Below are 18,381 nucleotides of genomic sequence, written 5' to 3'. Positions count from 1 at the left end.
TGGATATGTGTGTATTTTTGTCTGGACATACGAACACCCCCTGTATAGGTTTATTTTCCTACACAGGGGGCGTTTTGTCTATTGTCCGTTTTTACTGGTTCAGTTCAGAAGGCGGAGGCTTTTCTGTACTTATAAGGAATCCGGCGCAGGGGATCAGCCCTTTTTCCAGTTCTGGAAGTCGCTGTGGACCTGCAGACGGCTGACGGCGCGGGCCAGGCTGTACTGTGCGATGCGGTACTCCTGAATGCTGCGCTTCTGGAGCAGCGCTTCCTTGGCCTCGTCGGCGGCCCGGCGGGCGCGGTTGGCGTCGATCTCCTCGGGGCGCTCGGCGGTATCCACCAGCACCAGCACGTCGTTGTTCTCCACCTTGATCAGGCCGGAGGAAACGGCGGCGATCTTCTCAACGCCGGCGTCGGGGCCCTCGGAGGGGCGGTAGTGCAGCTCGCCGGGGAAGACGGCCGAAATCATGTTGGAGTGGTGCGCCTGGACGCCGAAGGAGCCGTCCGGGCTGGGGACGATGAGGTTTTCACACTCACCCTCAAAGAACATGTCGTCCGCCGCCAGGATGCGCAGGTGGAAGGTGTTCATTACAGCTCACCTGCCTCGATCTTGCGGGCCTTTTCGGGCACGTCCGAGATGGGGCCCACGTTGAAGAAAGCGGCCTCGGGGTACTGGTCCATCTCGCCGTCCACGATGGCGGCGAAGCCCTTGATGGTCTCGGACAGGGGGACATAGACGCCCGGGATGCCGGTGAACTTCTCAGCCACGTGGGTGGGCTGGGACAGGAAACGCTGGACCTTGCGGGCGCGGCTGACCGTCTTCTGGTCCTCCTCGCTCAGCTCGTCCATGCCCAGGATGGCGATGATGTCCTGCAGCTCGCGGTACTTCTGGAGGATTTCCTGGACCTTGCGGGCCACGCGGTAGTGCTCCTCGCCCACGATGTCGGGCTCCAGAATGCGGGAGGTGGACTCCAGGGGGTCCACGGCGGGGTAGATGCCCTGCTCCACGATCTTACGGCTCAGAACGGTGGTGGCGTCCAGATGGGTGAAGGTGGTGGCGGTGGCGGGGTCGGTCAGGTCGTCGGCGGGGACGTAGACGGCCTGGACCGAGGTAACCGAGCCCTCCTTGGTGGAGGTGATCCGCTCCTGCAGCTCGCCCATCTCGTTGGCCAGGGTGGGCTGGTAGCCCACGGCCGAGGGCATGCGGCCCATCAGGGTGGAGACCTCGCTGCCGGCCTGGACGAAACGGAAGATGTTGTCGATGAACAGCAGCACGTCCTTGTGGGCCTCGTCACGGAAGTGCTCGGCCATGGTCAGGCCCGACAGGGCCACACGCATACGGACGCCGGGGGACTCGTTCATCTGGCCAAAGACCAGGGCGGTCTTGTCGGCGGTGCCGCTCTCGTTCATCTCGTGCCACAGGTCGTTGCCTTCGCGGCTGCGCTCGCCCACGCCGGTGAAGATGGAATAACCGCCGTGCTCCATGGCCACGTTGTGGATCAGCTCCTGGATCAGGACGGTCTTGCCGACGCCGGCGCCGCCGAACAGGCCGATCTTGCCGCCTTTGGCGTAGGGCTCCAGCAGGTCGATGACCTTGATGCCGGTCTCCAGGATTTCAACTGCGGGGTTCTGCTCCTCAAAGGGAGGGGGCTTGCGGTAGATGCTCTTGACGGGGGTGTCGGCGGGCACCGGCTCGCCGCCGTCGATGGGCTGGCCCAGGACGTTGAACATCCGGCCCAGAACCCGCTCGCCCACCGGCACCTGAATGGTGTGGCCGGGGGCGTTTACTTCCATGCCGCGGGCCAGGCCCTCGCTGGGGGCCAGCATGACGCAGCGGACGGTGTGGCTGTCCAGATGCTGGGACACCTCCATCACCCGCTCGCTGCCCTCCACCGTGACGGTGAGGGCCTCACGGATGCGGGGCAGGGGCAGATTTTCAAACGTCACGTCCACGACAGGGCCCGAGACCTGTACGATTTTGCCTGTATTCAAGTGGGTCACACATCCTTTCGTTCTTTATGGGCTGCCTGGCGCTTGCGGCGCTGGGCCTTTGCACCCGCAGACACCTCGGTGATCTCAAGGGTGATGGCCGCCTGACGCACCCGGTTGTACTGCAGGGACAGCTCGTCCAGCAGCCGCTGGGCGTTCTCGTTGGCGGCGTCCATGGCGGTCATGCGGGCGTTCTGCTCGCTGCAGAAGCTGTCGATCAGGGCGCTGTAGATAAAGCCCGAGATATAGCTCTCGATCATATTGTCCAGCACGGTGACCATATCGGGCATAAACTCGAAGCTGTCGGAGGAGTGATCTTCTTCGGTGGAGGCAAAGTGGGCCCGGTGGAAGGGCAGCAGGCGGGTGCTCTGGGCGGCCGAGGCCAGGCTGCTGGCCATATCGGTGTAGACGATATAGATTTTCTTCCACTGGCCGGCGTTGAAGCCCTCCAGCAGGATGGAGCTGATCTCACGGGCGCGCTGCAAAGTGGGGTTCTGCGCCGTGTAGAGGAAGCTCTGCTCGATGGGGATATGGTGCTGGTTGAAATAGTGCCGCCCGTACTCGCCGACGACGAACAGCTTGGTGCCGGGGTGGTCGGCCAGGACCCGCATGGTTTCCTTGACGGCGTTCTGGTTGTAGGCGCCGGCCAGACCCTTGTCGGCGGTGATGACCAGGCAGGCGTAGGGCCCGCCCTTGATGTCGTCCTCGTGGGGCGGATAGAAATAGCGGCTGTGGATGTCGCTGGAAGTGCGGAAAATCCGCTTGATCTCGCCCCGCAGCGCCTCAAAATAGGGGCGGGTGTGGGCCAGGTCCTCCCGGGCGCGGCGCAGCTTGGTGGAGGAGATCAGGTACATGGCGTTGGTGATCTTCTGGGTCTCCCGGACGCTTTCGATCCGGTCTTTGATCTCTTTGGTGCTCGCCATGTCACTGCCCCTTCTTCTGATAGCCGGCCACGAAGGTGCGGGCCAGGTCGATGATCTGCTGGCGGTCGTCGTCGGACAGCAGGCCGGTGGAGTCGATCCGCTGGCACAGAGCTGCGTCCTGCTCCTCGAACCAGGCCAGCATCTCATGCTGGGCGTCGCTGATCTTCTCGGCGGGGATGGACTCCATGGTGTGGTTCAGAGCGGCCACCAGGGTGATGACCTGCTCGTGCTGGGTCAGCGGGTGATACTGCTTCTGGCGCAGCAGCCGCATCAGGCCCTGGCCGTAGGTCAGCTGGCGCTTGGTGGTCTCGTCCAGGTCGCTGGAGAACTGGGTAAAGACCTCCATCTCGCGGTACTGGGCCAGATCCAGACGCATGGCGCCGGCGGCCTTCTTCATGGCCTTGGTCTGGGCGTCGCCGCCCACACGGGACACCGACAGGCCCACGTTGACGGCGGGGCGCTGGCCGGCGAAGAACAGGTTGCTCTCCAGGAACAGCTGGCCGTCGGTGATGGAGATGACGTTGGTGGGGATATAGGCGGAGACGTCGCCGGCCTGGGTCTCGATGATGGGCAGGGCGGTCATGCTGCCGCCGCCCATGTCGTCGGACAGGTGGGCCGAACGCTCCAGCAGACGGCTGTGGAGGTAGAAGACGTCGCCGGGGTATGCCTCACGGCCGGGGCTGCGCTCCAGCAGCAGGGACAGGGCGCGGTAGGCGATGGCGTGCTTGGACAGGTCGTCGTAGACGATCAGCACGTCCCGGCCCTGGTGCATGAAGTACTCGCCCAGGCTGCAGCCGGCGTAAGGTGCGATGTACTGCAGGGAGGCGGAGTCGCTGGCCGAGGCGTTGACCACGATGCAGTAGTCCATGGCGCCGCGGCGGCGGAGGTTCTCGGTCAGCAGGGCCACCGAACTGGCCTTCTGGCCGATGGCCACGTAGATGCAGACCACGTTCTTGCCCTTCTGGTTCAGGATGGTGTCCAGAGCCACAGCGGTCTTGCCGGTCTGGCGGTCGCCGATGATCAGTTCGCGCTGGCCGCGGCCGATGGGGAACAGGGCGTCGATGGCCAGCAGGCCGGTCTCCATGGGCTGGTTGACGGGCTGGCGGTGGATGATGCCGGGGGCCGGCCGCTCAATGGGATAGTAGGCGTCGGCCTGAATCTCCCGGCCGCCGTCGATGGGGTTGCCCAGGGCATCCACCACGCGGCCCAGGAAGGCGTCGCCCACCGGCATGCCGGCTACCTTGCCGGTGCGGCGGACCGGGTCGCCGGCCTCGATGCCGCTGCTGTCGCCGAACAGGACGCAGCACAGCTCATCGGGGCGCAGCTCCTGGACCATGCCGCGGATGCCGTTGGTGAAGTCCAGGACTTCGCCGTAGACGGCGTCCTGCAGGCCCGAAATGGTGGCGATGTCATCGCCCACCGTCAGCACGGTGCCGATCTCCTCGGGCTTGGTGCTGGGGGCCCAGTCCACAACGGTCTGGCGCATCAGGGGCAGCAGGTTGTCCTGGCGGACATCCAGTGCGTCGATCTTGCGGCGCAGCTGCTCCATGCGGCCCTTCAGGCTCCAGTCGTAGACGTCGGAGCCCACCTCCAGGCGGAAGCCGCCCTTCAGGTTGGCGGCCTTTTTCCAGGTGAGGGTTACGGTGCGGTCGGGGTAGGTGCGGGCCAGAAAATCCTCAAACCGCTGGCGCTGCTCCTCAGTAGGGGCCTCGGGGCTGTACAGAAAAGCGGCGGTGGCTGCTTCAGGCTTTTTCATGTTGCTCATTCTGTTTCCCTTCCTCTGCCAGGTTCAAAAATTCGTCGAAGGCGTCTTTGCTGGACTGCAGGGTCAGCTTGGCAGCGGCAGCCATGGCCAGCTCCTTGATTTCCTTCTGGGAATCGGCCACGGCCTTGGTGCGGATGCTCTCGGCGGCCTTCTGGGCGCCGGCGATGATCTGGTCGGCCTGCTCCTGGGCGCGGTTCAGCTGCTGCTGGGCGGCATCCTGAGCGATCTTCTGGCTCTCGGCGCGGCGCTGGCGCAGCTCCTCGTCCAGCTTGCTCAGCTGAGCCTGATGCTCGGCCTCCAGCTTCTCAGCGGCGGCCAGCTTGTCGGCGGCAGCCTTGTCCATCTCGGCATAGTGGGCGGTGCGCTGATCCATGAATTTCTTGATGGGGTTGTACAGGATGAAGTACAGGCCGCCCACCAGGATCACGAAGTTCAGCATGTGCAGAAAAATCTGCTGCAGATTGATATTCAGAGGGAGATTCATTGTGGTACCTCCCGTGCTTACAGAACAAAGATAATCAGGATAACGACCAGCAGGGCGTAGATGATGGCGGTCTCGATAAAGACCAGGGTCAGCATCATAGAAGTGCGGATCTTGCCCTCGGCCTCGGGCTGGCGTGCGATGGCCTCAGAGGACTTGGCGCCCAGAACGCCCATGGCGACAGCGCCGCCGGCAGCAGCCAGGCCCACGGCGATGGCGGAAGCGAAAGCCTTGGCGGCGGTGGTGAAGGTGGAAGAATCAGCAGCCTCGGCCTCGGTCTCAGCCTGAGCGGACTGGGTGGTGGCAGGCTCGCTGGAAGCGGGCTCGTCGGCGAAAGCGGGGGCAGCCATGGTCACGACCATAGCCAGCATGACCAGCAGGACGGAAAGGACTTTCTTGATGTTCATCGTCTTCATAGTAGTGATAACCTCCTGAATTGGGGACAGCGATGGATCAGGCCGCAAGGGCGTCGCTGTTCTTTTTGTTTTTCTTGACTTTGGGCTGGACCGGCTCGGACACCTCGCCGTAATACAGGGCCACCAGCATGGTCAGCACGTAGCTCTGGATCAGGGAGTGGAGCATGGTGAACATGACGCCCACGATCACCGGCAGCACATAGCTGAGGGTGATGTAGTAGTAGACCAGCTCGGTGACCAGCAGGCCGCTGAGCAGAGCGCCGAACAGTCGGAAGCTCATGGAGATGGGGAGCGAGAACTCCTTGAGGGTGCGGCCCACGCCGCGGATGCCCACGGCGCCCACGCCGCCCGACATAATGAACAGGTAGGACAGCACGCCCATGGCGATGGCGGCGTTGACGTCCGACAGGGGGGCCGGCAGGGCCATCGAGTGGCCCGCGGTGGTCACCACCTGGACGCCCAGCAGCTCAAACAGGGTGCTGACAAAGATATAGGTGCCCGCACCAAAGAGGTAGGGGCCCAGCACCTTGTTGTTGTGAGGGCTGTTCTTCTCGGCCATCCCGCGGAAGGTATCCACCCACAGTTCCAGCAGCATCTGCAGCTTGCCGGGAACCTCCGTGAAATGGGGCACTGCGAAGATCCGCAGGCAGACAGCCAGCACCAGCAGCGCGGCCGTCACCACATAGGCCGAGATCAGGCCGGGGTTGACGTCCATGATCCCGAAAAGGCTCACCTGGCCGGTCTCGTGCAGCACAGCGTCCCGCATCACTGCCTTGACGCTCTCGCTCTCTCCGCCGGGGGTCCCGGTGAGGACAGAGGCGACTGCCAGCACCACGATCAGCACGAGCCACAGGATAAGACTCCGCTTATTCTGTTTCATGGTTTTGGAAAGACTCCTTTCATCCAACGATATTCAACCTGCCTGCCCGGCCGCCCCGGAGGGGGATTTGCCGGGCTTCGACCGCCGCCTCCCCGGAGGAAGCGGTTGTCAAATTGCAATTTTGGGTCGAGCGTATTATACTATTAATAGTGAAAATTGTAAAATATCTTGTTAATATGCTCGTAATATATTTTTTGTATGACAAATAGAGCATAATTCATAAAAAATAAGGGAAATTTTCTATGACGATCAACTACGATTACTACCGGATTTTCTATGTGGTGGCCCAGTGCAGGAGCTTCACCCGGGCGGCCGAGGTGCTGAAGAACAACCAGCCCAACATCACCCGCTGCATGAAAAATCTGGAGCAGGAGCTGGGGTGCAAACTGTTCCACCGGTCCAATCGGGGCATCAGCCTGACGCCGGAGGGGCAGCGGCTGTACCGGCGGGTGGCGGCGGCGGTGGAGGAGCTGCAGCTGGGGGAGGAGGAGATCCGCCAGGACGGCAGCCTGGAGAGCGGGTCCCTGTCCATCAGCGCCAGCGAGGCGGCCCTCCATATGATCCTGCTGGACAAGTTGTCGGCCTTCCGGGTGAAGTATCCGGGGGTGCACCTGCGGATCACCAACGAGACCACCCCCCAGGCCATCGAGCGCCTGCGGAACGGGGAGAGCGACTTTGCGGTGATCACGGCGCCCCAGCTCACCGACCGCACCCTCCAGCAGACCGAGCTGCTGCGGTTCCGGGAGGTGCCGGTCTGCGGCCCCGCCTACAGCGAGATTGCCTCCCGGCGGTGCACCATGGCCGAGCTGGCCCGGTACCCGCTGGTGTGCATCGGCCAGGATACCAGTACATACGCCTTTTATCAGCGGTTTTTCACCTCCCACGGGGTGCCCTTCCGGGTGGACGTGGAGGCGGCCACCATGGACCAGATCCTCCCCATGGTGGAGCATGGGCTGGGCATCGGCTTTTATCCCGAAAAGCTGGTGGCTCCCAAGATTACCCGGGGGGAGCTGTTCTGCGTCCCGCTGGATCAGCCGGTGCCCGAGCGGGCCATCTCCCTGGTGGAGGACATGAGCCGCCCCCGCAGCACCGCCATGAAGGCCATCCGGGAGATGATCTGCGGGAAAGGGTGACTGCTGCTGGCGACTGTGCTAAATAAAGCCATATATAGTTAAATGCAGTTGTTGAAGAATTATATTTTTGTTATATAATAAAACCATAGAACTGTTGCAGGGGGGATGAATCCGAGTTATCACGAAACATTGAAATCGTATAATTCGGGAGGTCATTTCATAGATGCCACCATGATGTATGTACAGGCAGTGGGTGGCTGACAGGATAACAAGGAGGAGACTGTCAATGCACAAGATGTGGGTCCCGGCGTTTCTGCTCTGGAGCTTTGCCGCCGTGTGGCTGGGCAACAGCGCACGGTTCATCCCGGCGGGGTACGCCTTTTATGTGTGGGGCGGGCTGGCCTGCGCGTTTGGCCTGGCGGTCCTCTGCTTTGGGCTGATGTACCAAGCGGCCCGGCAGCAAAAGGACGGCCGTGCAAAGAACTTCTGCTTTTTGTACCTGGGCCTGACGGTGGCCATGCTGGCAGCTGCCATCGTCATCGGCCGCCTGCCCGCGGACTTCGTTCTGGTGTGACGGTGTGACCAACAGGAAACCAAAAAAGCCCCCGCTGTCCTGAAAAAGACAGCGGGGGCATTGTTTTGCCTGAAAGGGGGCTTAGTCGCGGTTCACCTGCAGCTCCTGCTCGCAGTAGATGCAGCGATACTTCCCGTTGGCGCTCAGCTCAAAGATCTGGTCGCACTCCTCCTCGATGGAAGAGATGCACCGGGGGTTGCGGCACCGGACGATGTTCACCAGACGGCGGGGCGGCTGGGGCTTTTCCTTCTTCACCGGCTTGCCGTCGTGAATGGTGGTGACGGTGATGTTGGGGTCCAGATAGGCCAGCACGTCCAGGTTCAGCCAGGAGGAATCCCCCTCCACCTTGATGATGTCCTTGCGGCCGGTGGGGGACTTGTGGGACCGGGCGTTCTGGATCAGGGCCACGCTGGCGGAGCGGTTGCCCTTGATGCCCAGCAGATCCATCAGGCCCACGGCGGTGCCGGCCTTGATGTGATCGATTACAATGCCGTTCTGGATTTCGTCAATGTTCAGCATATCAGACGCCCTCCTTCGGCGCTTTGGGGTCAGGCAGACCCAGCAGAGTCATAATCAGGGCCATGCGGACGTAGACGCCGTTCTGCACCTGTTCAAAGTAGGCGGCGCGGGGGTCGTCGTCCACATCCAGGGCGATCTCGTTCACGCGGGGCAGGGGATGCAGTACGGCCATGTCGGGCTTGGCCAGGGCCATCTTGTCCCGGGTGAGGATATAGCTGTTTTTCAACCGGATATAGTCCTCTTCGTTGAAGAACCGCTCCTTCTGGACACGGGTCATATAGAGGATGTCCAGCCCGGGCATGGATTCCTCCAGGCTGCGGGTCTCGGCGTAGGGAATGTCGCTGCCTTCCAGCACATCGGTGATGATGTAGTCGGGCACGCGGAGTTCCTCGGGGCTGATGAGGACGAACCGCACACCCTCATAGCGGACCATGGTCTTGATGAGGGAATGGACGGTGCGGCCGAACTTCAGATCGCCGCACAGGCCGATGGTCAGACCGTTCAGGGTGCCCTTGCGGCTGCGAATGGTCATCAGGTCGGTGAGGGTCTGGGTGGGGTGCTGGTGGCCGCCGTCGCCGGCGTTGATCACCGGGATGCGGGAATAGCGGCTGGCCCGCAGGGGAGCGCCCTCCTTGGGATGACGCATGGCGGCGATGTCGGCGTAGCAGGACACCACACGGATGGTGTCGGCCACGCTCTCGCCCTTGGTGGCACTGGAAACGTTTTCACTGGGGAAGCCCAGCACATGGCCGCCCAGATTCAGCATGGCCGCCTCAAAGGACAGGCGGGTGCGGGTGGAGGGCTCGTAGAACAGGGTGGCCAGTTTCTTGTAGCGGGCCACCTCCTGGTAAGCGGCGGGGTCTTCCCGGATGCGGCTGGCCAGATCCAGCAGGGCGTCGGTTTCCTCGCGGGTAAAGTCAAGCGGATCAATCAGATGGCGCATAGACAATTTGCCTCCTTATAACAGCTTGCGTAAGATGGAAAAATCAAAGAAATTGGTGTAATAACTGAATGCGCGCAGCACCGGCCGGCACAGACGGGTGTAGCACACCTCGTCCAGCAGCAGCATGGCCTCGCCGGGGGCCAGGCGCATGGCGGAACGGATGGTGTCGTCCCCGCAGCTGGCCTTGATGTGGGCCACGGTGGAGGAGACCTGCTGGCCGCAGACCTGGTCCAGCACATCGAAGATGGAGCCGGCCAGATCCAGGCGGGTGTAGTCCCGCCCGCCCAGCAGGGCCTTGGGCAGGTAGTTGATGGAGTAGATGACGGGGGTGGAGTCGGCCAGTACCCGTTTGCGGATGCAGATGACCTCGGCCCCGGGCTCCAGACCCAGGCTGCGGGCCAGGTCCTCGCTGGCCCGGATGGGCTGGACCTGGATGCCGTCGGCGTGGGGATAGCTGCCGAACGAGCGGATCAGGGGGTAATATTCCAGTTTTTGGTCCAGCCTGCTGCGCAGGGAGAGAACAGCGCGGTTGACCACCGTGCCGATCCCCCGGACCCGCTCCACATAGCCGGCCCGCTCCATGGTGCTGAGGGCGTCCCGGATGACCGTCCGGCTGACGCCCAGCTCTGCAGCCAGGTCCAGCTCGGCGGGCAGACGGTCTGCGCCGGCGTAGCGGCCGGTGCGCAGTTCCTCCAGCAGCTGGGCGACCACGCGGTCGCTGATGACCGTTCCGCCCAGGCGGCCCGTTGTGTCAGGGATGGGTTCCTTCATGGCAATGCCTTCCTTTCCCCGCCGCCCAGACGGCGGGCTCCGCATCGTGTGAATTTGATTGTCCAGCGCCGCGGCCGCGCTGTGAAAAGTCATATCTATCAGCTATTATACCATAGTCGCTTTGCTCCTGTGGTACAAAGTGGGCGCTGTGCGCCGGTCAAAAGTCATATCTTTTTATATTATACCATAATTTGACAGGATTTAAAACCGGGATTATACTGGGAAACAAAAGCCACGATGCACAGTGCAAAGGGAGGAAACCAAGATGGATTTAGTCCTGGAAAAGGTGAACGGTCAGCCGGCGCATCTGCCGGTGGAGCTGCGGCGCTGCGGTCCGGAGGACCTGGACGCCATGGAGCAGCTCCAGCGGGAGGTTCACGCCGGGATGCCTCACCCGGAACAGTTTGTGCCCGACACCCGGGACCAGCTGGCGGCCTGCATGGCGGACGGGGTCTGCGTGGGGGTGTGGGACGGCGAAACCCTGGGGGCTTACTTCACCCTGCGGTGCATGGGCTCCAGCCCGGAGAATTACGCCGCCTTCATGGGCCTGCCCCCGGCGGAATGGCCCCGCTGGGCCAACGCCGACAGCGCGGTGGTCTGCGCGGCCTGGCGGGGAAACGGCCTTCAGCGGACCATGGCCCGGGCGGCCTGCGGCTGGCTGCCGGAGGGGATTGTGGGCCTGGGGGCCACCGTCAGCCCCGACAACGCCTACAGCCTCCGCAACGCCCTGGCCGAAGGGTTTGAGATCGTCTGCCGCCGGCCCATGTACGGCGGCTTTGACCGGTATCTGCTGCGGAAAATCCTCTGAAAAACCCCGCAAAAGCGCCCCGGGCCTGACAAACAGGTACGGGGCGCTGTGTTTTTACTTGGCGTACAGGCTGATGATGTTCAGCAGCACTTCGGTGGCCTTGTCCATCCGCTCGGCGGTGGTGCACTCGAACACGCCGTGGAAGTTGAAGCCGCCGGTGCCCAGGTTGGGGCAGGGCAGACCCTTCCAGCTCAGGACGGCGCCGTCGGTGCCGCCCCGGACGGGGATTTCCTCCGGCTCCAGACCGGCCATCTGGATGGCGGTGCGGGCGGTCTCCACCAGGTGGAAGTGGGGCTTGATCTTCTCGATCATGTTGCGGTAGCCGTCCTTGATTTCGACGGTGACGGTGCCCTCGCCGTAACGGCTGTTGAGCCAGGCCGCAATCTGCTGCAGCTCGCTCTTTTTGTATTCCAGGCAGTCGGCGTCGTGGTCGCGCAGGATATAGCCCAGCTTGGCCTCGTTGACGTCGCCGTACATCTGGCACAGGTGATAGAAGCCCTGGCGGCCCTCGGTGGTCTCGGGACGGGCCATCAGGGGCAGGGCCATGTGGAACTCCATGGCCACGTTGGAGGCGTTGATCATGGTGTCCTTGGCGCTGCCGGGATGAACCGACAGGCCCCGGATGGTGACGGTGGCCGAAGCGGCGTTGAAGTTCTCGTACTCGATGCCGCCCACGTCGCCGCCGTCCACCGTATAGGCAAAGTCGGCGCCGAAGCGGGGGATGTCGAACAGGTCGGCGCCCTCGCCGATTTCCTCGTCGGGGGTGAAGGCGATGCAGATCTTGCCGTGGGGGATCTCACCCTGCAGCAGGGTCTCGGCGGCGGTGAGGATTTCGGCCACGCCCGACTTGTCGTCGGCGCCCAGCAGGGTGGTGCCGTCCGAGGTGATGAGGGTCTCGCCCTTCATGGAGGCCAGGAAGGGGAAGGTGGATACCTTCATCACCGCGCCGGTGCCGGGCAGGACCACGTCCTGGCCGTCGTAATTTTCATGGATCACGGGCTGGACGTTCTCGCCCGAGGCGTCGGGGGCGGTGTCCATGTGGGCAATCAGGCCCAGGGCCGGCCGGTTCTCACAGCCGGGGGTGGCAGGGATGCTGCCGTATACATAGCAGTGCTCGTCCACAGCGGCATCCTCAATGCCCATCTCTTTCATCTCGTCCACCAGCAGACGGGCCAGGTCGAACTGGCGTTCGGTGGAGGGATGGGCCCCGGTGGTGGGGTCCGAGGTGGTATACACTCTGGCGTACCGCAGAAGGCGTTCGTAAGCGCGCATAACAGATCTCCTTTCAGCCGTCCGGCCTGGAAAATTTCCCGGCCCGGACCGGGGCGGCGGTGCAGTTTGGATTTGGTCCGCTCTTTAGCATACTCCATTTTTCGCCCTTTTACAAGGCCCGCGGTGCCGTGGGCCGCTCATCCCACAGGTGAGAAAAATTCACTCTGCACACCCCGCCGCGCCGGGCCAAAACGTGCTATCATTAGGGGCGGGGAAACCCATACAAAGAGACTGGGAAGGTGGAATGCCAAATGAAGATTTTCTTTTATACCCTCCGCCCCTACGACGAGCTGCCCTGTGCGCAGAAGCTCAGCGCCGAGACCGGCATCGCGTTTGAGGGCTGTGAGGAATACCCCAACCTGGAAAACGCCGCCCTGGCCGCCGGCTGTGACGCCGTCTCGATGACGCCCTGCGACATGAGCGCCGCCATGGTGGAGCGGTTCCACCAGCTGGGGGTCAAGTATATCTGCTGCCGGTCCATCGGCTACGACCATGTGGACCGCCAGAAGGCCCGCGAACTGGGGATGAAGGTTTCCAACGTGGATTACCCGCCCCGGGGCGTGGCCAACTTTGCCATCATGCTGATGATGATGTCCCTGCGCCGTGTGGGCCATATCCTCAAGCGGGGCGAGGTGCAGGATTACTCCCTCAAGGGGAAGATCGGCCGGGACCTGTCCGGCTGCACTGTGGGCGTCATCGGCACCGGCAACATCGGCCGGACGGTGCTGCAGCACCTGTCGGGATTCGGCTGCAAACTGCTGGCCTATGACCTCTACCCCAACCAGGAGGCCGCCAAGTATGCGGAATACGTGGACCTGGACACCCTGTTTGCCCAGAGCGACGTCATCACCCTCCACACCAACGCCACCGAGGCCAACCATCACCTGATTGACGCGGCCGCCCTGGCCAAGATGAAGGACGGCGTGGTGATCGTCAACACTGCCCGCGGCACCCTCATCGACAGCGACGCCCTGATCGCCGCCCTGGAGAGCGGCCGGGTGGGAGCCGCCGCGCTGGACGTGCTGGAGAACGAGAACGGCCTGTATTACTACAACCGTTCCGGCGACCCCATCGCCAACCCCGAACTGGCCCTGCTGCGCAGCTTCCCCAATGTGCTGCTGACCTGCCACACCGCTTTCTATACCGACGAGGACGTGGAGAGCATGGTGCGGGGCGTCTTTGAGAGCGCCGGGGCCTTTGCCGCCGGCCAGCCCACCCGCCACGACGTCAGCCTGAAATAACCCCGGGATGGATCTGAGAATGCAGACGTGCCGGACCGTTCGCCCCAAAGATGCAGCTGCAAGGCGCAGGAACGCCGCACTCCTCTGTGGAATGCAAGCGACTGCAACGCGGCAGATGCGCTTTGGGGCAGGAAGAGACGGTGCGGAGGCGTTTTCAGATCCACCCCATCGTTTACATACACAAAGACCCGCCCCGCGGCTCATGGAGAGCTGCAGGACGGGCCTTTTTTGATTTGACTTATCGGGCAAAGGTGGTAAGGAACGAGCGGAGCGAGAAGGACTTGCCGATGGGCCGGTCCTCGAAATCAGGAACCTCGAAGGTATAGCGCTCGGTGGCATTGATGACGGTGATGCCGTTGTGGGAACAGACCCGGGGCAGGCGGCAGTCGTAGGACAGATGGATGTGCCCGTGGACGAACCACTGGGGCTGCAGCTCCTCCAGCAGACTGTTGAAGCAGTCAAAACCCTGGTGGGGCAGGTCGGTGCCGTCGTTGAGGCCCTTGGCGGGGGAGTGGGTCAGCAGCAGGTCGATGCCTCCCAGACGCCGGACTTTGGGCCGCAGCCGGGCGATCCGGCGGCGCATTTTCTGTTCGGTGTACTGGTAGGGACTCTCCCGGTTGTAGCGGATGGAGCCGCCCAGACCCATCACCCGCAGGCCCTTCCAGACGTAGACCTCGTCGTCCACGCAGATGCAGCCGCCGGGCTCCTGCTTGGCATAGGCTGCGTCGTGGTTGCCGTGGACATAGAGGATGGGCGCGGCTGTGAAATTGGTCAGAAATTCAAGATAGCTGCGGGGTAAATCCCCACAGGAGAGGATCAGGTCAATGTCTTCCAGCCGTTCGCGGCATTGCGGACACCACAACGCCTTGGAGGCTTCGTCCGATATAGCGAGTATCTTCACGTTCCTTCATGCTCCGTTCTGTTAAATTCCTTTTACCGTTTGTCGTTTCGTACTGCAGACAGGGGGATCAGATCTTGGACGGCGCCGCTGTGCCGTCCGCGTCCTCCTTGATGACGTCCAGGCCGCAGATGTCGGCCAGGGTGCGGGTTTTCACGTCCAGCTGGTCGTAGCTGGGCAGGGTGCCCTCCACGCAGGCGTCCAGCCAGTCCATCAGCATCAGCTCCTTGGGCGTGTAGACGATCTTCTGGGGGGAGTGCATCCGGTGGTCCTGGGCGTACACTTTAGAGGGGAAGATGGTCAGCAGGCCGCTGTGGAGCTGGGTTTCCATCAGGCCCAGCAGCTGCAGGGGGCCGCCGGGCAGCCCGTCGCTGTACTGGATGCCCACGGCGCCGCTCTTCATGCCCCACCAGTAGTTGATGGCCTTGCTGGTGTCCGCCTCGTCCCAGCTGCCGTTGAGAATGGAACGGATGATCTCGATATAGAACACATCCCACCGCCACTGGGGCAGGCCCACCGGACGGATGACTCCGTCGGGCAGACGCTGGCACAGGCCGTAGTCCCGGTGGGTGTCGGGGGCCTCGCGGCTGTCCCGGGCGTAAAAGAGGGTTACGTCCTCCCGGTCCGAGAAGTCCAGGGGATGGGCCGGGTCGGGCAGGCAGGCCCACCGCAGCAGGACCCTGCCCTCGGGCCGCACCGAGCGCAGGCCCTGGGCGTAGGCGTTGATGGCGGCGGGGATGCCGTAGATGGGGTTGTTGGCCACATAGCCCACCGTATTGGTGGGGGACAGGATGCCGGCCAGCATGCCCAGGATATAGGTGGCCTCGTAGGTCCGGGGATAGTAGGTGCGGACCAGCGGGTGGGGGGTGTTCAGGGAGCAGTTGAGGAATTTGGTCTTGGGATGCTGGGCGGCCACCTTCAGGCAGGCGGTGTGCATCCGGACGCTGGTGGTGAACACCACATCGGTGCCGTTGTGGGCCACTTCCTCCAGAATCTGTTCGGCGTCCACATCGGGGTCCACGTTCTCGTGGGAGGAGAGGATCACCCGGTCGGTGAAGGTGTTGGCCAGGGCGCTGCGGCCCTTCTCATGGGCCCGGACCCAGGCGCTGTTGGTCTCGTTGGCCTCGTGGAGGAAGGTCACATGCAGCTCGCTGGGCCGGGGGATGAAGATGTTCAGCTTGGACAGGCTCAGCCGGCCCTCGGCGGGCTCGGAGGCAGGCTCCAGCACCACTTCCACCGCCTGGTCCTTGGTCAGGACGGTGATCTCGTCCCAGATGCGGGCCAGATTCTCCTTGATCTGGGCGGGGGTGGAGTCGCAGGCGTCCGAATAGCGGTACACCGACAGGTACACCAGCAGAGCATCGCCCACCGTCAGGGGCAGCCGCGCGCCGCCCAGGGCGCGGAACTGCTGGCGGAACTTGGTGTGCAGGGCGTTGAAGTTCTTGCGGTCCTCGTCGGTCCACTCCTCGCCCGAGGCCTTGCACACCAGCTTCTGAAGCTTGGCGTAGCTGCCGGGGCGGGAGAACTGGACGATGTTCACCTTGGACAGCTTGTAGAAGTCCATGAACTCGTAGTAGATGCGGCTCTCCAGGCTGTTGTTGCGGGCGGGGATCAGCCGGGTGACGGTGCCGGGGATGCTGGCGGCGTCGAAGTGCTTGAGCACCGACACCCGCTTGTTGCCCTCCTCGATATAGAACTGGTTGAGGAACTCATAGGCGGTGACCGGGTTGCGGATGCCCTCCTCCAGGTGCGCTTCGCACAGGACCGACCACTTGCTGGCGAACTCGGTGTCCACGTCCAGCAGGGGCATGAAGTTGGGGGCAAAGGCGGTGTGGCGGCCGCTGGTCTTGGTGCCCGCGATGCTCTCGCTGGGCATGTTCACCAGGCCCAGGGGCTCGGTGGCCACAATCTTGACGTTCACCAGAATATCGTCCAGAACCGGCAGGTAAGGGCTCTGGCCCCGGGCGACGTGGGCCCGGTAGTCCTTTTGACCTGCCTTGAGGGCGAGTTTGTATTCTTCCAAAGACATAAGATAAAGGCTCCTTTCTCAAAGATCGAAAAGCCGAAAATCACACACAGAACGGCCAAGTTTGGCCCGTCCTGGTTTCAGTATACCACATTTTCCTGTTTTTGTCTCTAGGAGAAGCATGGGCCGGGAAGGAAAAGCCGCGCCCATTTTTACAAAAGCGGGAAAATGCATGAAAACCCGGCCCCGGTCTGGGGCAAAAGAACAAAAAAACGTGTAAAATCCGTGAAAACCGTCCATTTACATCCCCGGTGGCGGGCAGTATAATAAACTTGTCATACAAGTATTTTCCAAAAGACCGAAAGGAGGCCGGTTGTATGGAAATGCAGAGAGGCCCGCTGACGCAGCATTTTCTGAATACGCTGGAGTATGTGTTCATCCTGTATTTCATCCATGCAGATAAGCTGCGCCCGGTGCTGAAACCGCTGTACCTGTGGAATTCCATCTGGATCGCCATGTTCGCCTTCGGCTTGGTGTTTTTTGTGCGCATCCTCACCGACTGGCAGCTGCTCCGCGGCCGCCCCGGGCTGTGGAGGCGCTTCTATGGGGACGTGGACGACTCGTTCCTGGATCAGTACCGCCGGATGCTGACCTATGAGCACGGAGAAACCTCGGTGACCACCGGCTTTTCCAGCGGGGCCATGCTGCTGATGATGGCGGCAATCGTGGTTTCTTTTGTCTGGTTTATGTTCCTGGCCTGACAGGCCGGCCGCAGGGAAGGAGAAGCGAAGATGGAGTTTTTCAAACAGAAAGGCCCGCTGTCCAGGCATTTTACCTGCACGGTGGTGTATGTCCTGCTGGTATACACCGGCGGGGCAAGGGAACTGCGCCCCATCCTGGAGCCCTTGGGCCTGTGGTTCGACGTCTGGATTTGGACCTTTGGCATGGCGGCACTGATCACAGCTGATATCGTCTACGATCTGCTCCTGCTGAACGGTTTTACAGGGGTGTGGCGCTGGATCCACGGCCCCGCCGATGAAGCGGAGCTGGAGCAGCGCCGCCGCCGCATCCTCTTTGGAAACGAGGATTACCCGGTCAGCAAGGGGGCGGCCAACGCTGCCATGCTGGTGATGCTGGCTGCAATCGTGGTTTCCTTTGTGTGGTTTGCGTTCCTGGCCTGAAAGTGAATCCTGCCCGCGGGTCTGCCTGGCCCTGCGGGCTTTTTTGCATCTTGCGCCGGGCGGGGTTTTCAGGTAGGATAGAAGAAAAAACGAAAGGGAATCCAAAACGCTATGGAGACAAAACAACTTCCCGTCCTGGAGGCGGGGGAATACGCCGGGGGCCTGTGGTACTATGAGCCCCACGTGTACATGCCCTACCGGTTTGTGCTGGGAAAGCCGGGCCGGCGGCCCCTGGTGTGCATCGGCATCAATCCCAGCACCGCCCAGCCCGGGGCGCTGGACCCCACCGTCAAGAGCGTGGAACGGCTGGCGGCGGCCAATGGCTTTGACAGCTGGATCATGTTCAACGTCTACCCCCAGCGGGCCACCGACCCCAACGACATGGATCAGACCCCCGACCGGGCCCTCTGCGATGAGAACCTGCGCTGGCTGGAAGCGGTGCTGAGCCAGACCCAGCCCACCATGTGGGCAGCCTGGGGCACCCTGATCGAAAAGCGGGCCTACCTGCCGGGGCTGATGCGGGAGATGGTGGCCCTCACCCGGGAGAAAAATATCCCCTGGGTCACCATCGGTAAGCGGAGCAAGAAGGGGCACCCTCACCACCCCCTCTATCTGCGCAAGGACGCCGCCCCCGATCCCTTTGACGTCGAGGAATACCTCGACACCTGTTTCTGAGGGGGCC

General features: G+C 62.6%; 20 protein-coding genes. 7 read left to right on the top strand and 13 right to left on the bottom strand.

Features of this window, described 5'->3' with window-relative positions:
• Positions 1 to 153 precede the first annotated feature (153 nt).
• Genes atpC through B5F27_RS03210 form a run of 7 tightly spaced genes read right to left on the bottom strand, consistent with a single transcriptional unit; the run spans position 154 to position 6,453 of the window.
• Entirely contained in the window at positions 154 to 588 is a 435-nt protein-coding gene (gene atpC, locus B5F27_RS03240; RefSeq protein ID WP_087245186.1) for an ATP synthase F1 subunit epsilon, read from the bottom strand.
• Positions 588 to 1,991, bottom strand: coding sequence for a F0F1 ATP synthase subunit beta (gene atpD / locus B5F27_RS03235; protein ID WP_087245188.1), 1,404 nt, complete (start codon positions 1,989 to 1,991; stop codon positions 588 to 590). Before atpD ends, atpC begins: the two co-directional genes overlap by 1 nt.
• 5 nt (positions 1,992 to 1,996) lie before the next feature.
• Entirely contained in the window at positions 1,997 to 2,911 is a 915-nt protein-coding gene (gene atpG, locus B5F27_RS03230) for an ATP synthase F1 subunit gamma (RefSeq protein ID WP_087245190.1), read from the bottom strand.
• A 1-nt stretch (position 2,912) separates the two neighbouring features.
• Positions 2,913 to 4,676: a F0F1 ATP synthase subunit alpha gene (atpA, locus tag B5F27_RS03225; RefSeq protein WP_087245191.1), complete on the bottom strand. Its 1,764-nt coding sequence runs from the start codon at positions 4,674 to 4,676 to the stop codon at positions 2,913 to 2,915.
• On the bottom strand, positions 4,654 to 5,160 hold the full coding sequence (locus B5F27_RS03220; RefSeq protein ID WP_087364630.1) for an ATP synthase F0 subunit B: 507 nt from the start codon (positions 5,158 to 5,160) through the stop codon (positions 4,654 to 4,656). The genes atpA and B5F27_RS03220 overlap by 23 nt, the downstream gene beginning before the upstream one ends.
• A 17-nt stretch (positions 5,161 to 5,177) precedes the next feature.
• On the bottom strand, positions 5,178 to 5,573 hold the full coding sequence (locus B5F27_RS03215) for an ATP synthase F0 subunit C (RefSeq protein ID WP_242962050.1): 396 nt from the start codon (positions 5,571 to 5,573) through the stop codon (positions 5,178 to 5,180).
• Positions 5,574 to 5,610: 37 nt separating this feature from the next.
• Complete coding sequence (locus B5F27_RS03210) at positions 5,611 to 6,453, bottom strand: F0F1 ATP synthase subunit A (RefSeq protein WP_087245195.1); 843 nt, start codon at positions 6,451 to 6,453, stop codon at positions 5,611 to 5,613.
• 242 nt (positions 6,454 to 6,695) lie between these two features.
• On the opposite strand from B5F27_RS03210, the gene B5F27_RS03205 reads away from it, so the two are divergent.
• Together B5F27_RS03205 and B5F27_RS03200 are read left to right on the top strand one after the other, a co-directional pair.
• Positions 6,696 to 7,586: a LysR family transcriptional regulator gene (locus B5F27_RS03205; RefSeq protein WP_087364628.1), complete on the top strand. Its 891-nt coding sequence runs from the start codon at positions 6,696 to 6,698 to the stop codon at positions 7,584 to 7,586.
• Positions 7,587 to 7,812: 226 nt separating this feature from the next.
• Entirely contained in the window at positions 7,813 to 8,100 is a 288-nt protein-coding gene (locus B5F27_RS03200; protein ID WP_087364627.1) for a hypothetical protein, read from the top strand.
• Between the two features lie 81 nt (positions 8,101 to 8,181).
• Here the strand turns inward: B5F27_RS03200 and B5F27_RS03195 are convergent, their stop codons facing one another.
• The 3 genes from B5F27_RS03195 to B5F27_RS03185 are packed head-to-tail and all read right to left on the bottom strand — an operon-like array spanning position 8,182 to position 10,333.
• Entirely contained in the window at positions 8,182 to 8,619 is a 438-nt protein-coding gene (locus tag B5F27_RS03195; RefSeq protein ID WP_087364625.1) for an aspartate carbamoyltransferase regulatory subunit, read from the bottom strand.
• 1 nt (position 8,620) lies between these two features.
• On the bottom strand, positions 8,621 to 9,562 hold the full coding sequence (gene pyrB, locus B5F27_RS03190) for an aspartate carbamoyltransferase (protein ID WP_087245203.1): 942 nt from the start codon (positions 9,560 to 9,562) through the stop codon (positions 8,621 to 8,623).
• Positions 9,563 to 9,577: 15 nt separating this feature from the next.
• A complete protein-coding gene (locus B5F27_RS03185; protein ID WP_087364623.1) occupies positions 9,578 to 10,333 on the bottom strand; it encodes a GntR family transcriptional regulator in 756 nt (251 codons plus the stop codon).
• Between the two features lie 265 nt (positions 10,334 to 10,598).
• On the opposite strand from B5F27_RS03185, the gene B5F27_RS03180 reads away from it, so the two are divergent.
• Complete coding sequence (locus tag B5F27_RS03180; RefSeq protein ID WP_087245207.1) at positions 10,599 to 11,141, top strand: GNAT family N-acetyltransferase; 543 nt, start codon at positions 10,599 to 10,601, stop codon at positions 11,139 to 11,141.
• 54 nt (positions 11,142 to 11,195) lie between these two features.
• On the opposite strand, the gene pepT is transcribed toward B5F27_RS03180, so the two are convergent.
• Positions 11,196 to 12,413: a peptidase T gene (gene pepT, locus B5F27_RS03175; RefSeq protein WP_087364620.1), complete on the bottom strand. Its 1,218-nt coding sequence runs from the start codon at positions 12,411 to 12,413 to the stop codon at positions 11,196 to 11,198.
• Between the two features lie 251 nt (positions 12,414 to 12,664).
• Between pepT and B5F27_RS03170 the strand changes: the two genes are divergently transcribed.
• Positions 12,665 to 13,654, top strand: a complete 990-nt coding sequence (locus tag B5F27_RS03170; protein ID WP_087245211.1) for a D-isomer specific 2-hydroxyacid dehydrogenase family protein — start codon at positions 12,665 to 12,667, stop codon at positions 13,652 to 13,654.
• Between the two features lie 238 nt (positions 13,655 to 13,892).
• Here the strand turns inward: B5F27_RS03170 and B5F27_RS03165 are convergent, their stop codons facing one another.
• The gene (locus B5F27_RS03165) at positions 13,893 to 14,555 is read right to left on the bottom strand and encodes a metallophosphoesterase family protein (protein WP_087245213.1); all 663 of its coding nucleotides are present in this window, start codon (positions 14,553 to 14,555) and stop codon (positions 13,893 to 13,895) included.
• 67 nt (positions 14,556 to 14,622) lie between these two features.
• Positions 14,623 to 16,581, bottom strand: a complete 1,959-nt coding sequence (locus B5F27_RS03160) for a BMP family ABC transporter substrate-binding protein (protein ID WP_087364617.1) — start codon at positions 16,579 to 16,581, stop codon at positions 14,623 to 14,625.
• Between the two features lie 314 nt (positions 16,582 to 16,895).
• On the opposite strand from B5F27_RS03160, the gene B5F27_RS03155 reads away from it, so the two are divergent.
• The 3 genes from B5F27_RS03155 to B5F27_RS03145 all read left to right on the top strand — a co-directional run bounded on the left by B5F27_RS03155 (position 16,896) and on the right by B5F27_RS03145 (position 18,374).
• Positions 16,896 to 17,279, top strand: coding sequence for a hypothetical protein (locus B5F27_RS03155; protein ID WP_087364615.1), 384 nt, complete (start codon positions 16,896 to 16,898; stop codon positions 17,277 to 17,279).
• Positions 17,280 to 17,309: 30 nt separating this feature from the next.
• Positions 17,310 to 17,699, top strand: a complete 390-nt coding sequence (locus B5F27_RS03150; RefSeq protein WP_087364613.1) for a hypothetical protein — start codon at positions 17,310 to 17,312, stop codon at positions 17,697 to 17,699.
• 111 nt (positions 17,700 to 17,810) lie between these two features.
• The gene (locus tag B5F27_RS03145; protein ID WP_087245219.1) at positions 17,811 to 18,374 is read left to right on the top strand and encodes a DUF1643 domain-containing protein; all 564 of its coding nucleotides are present in this window, start codon (positions 17,811 to 17,813) and stop codon (positions 18,372 to 18,374) included.
• Positions 18,375 to 18,381 lie beyond the last annotated feature (7 nt).

The sequence above is a fragment of the Faecalibacterium sp. An192 genome (genome assembly GCF_002160175.1).
Taxonomy (GTDB): Bacteria; Bacillota; Clostridia; order Oscillospirales; family Ruminococcaceae; genus Faecalibacterium.
The sequence above is the reverse complement of the archived record's forward strand: the minus strand, read 5'-3'. Positions and strand labels throughout refer to the sequence as shown.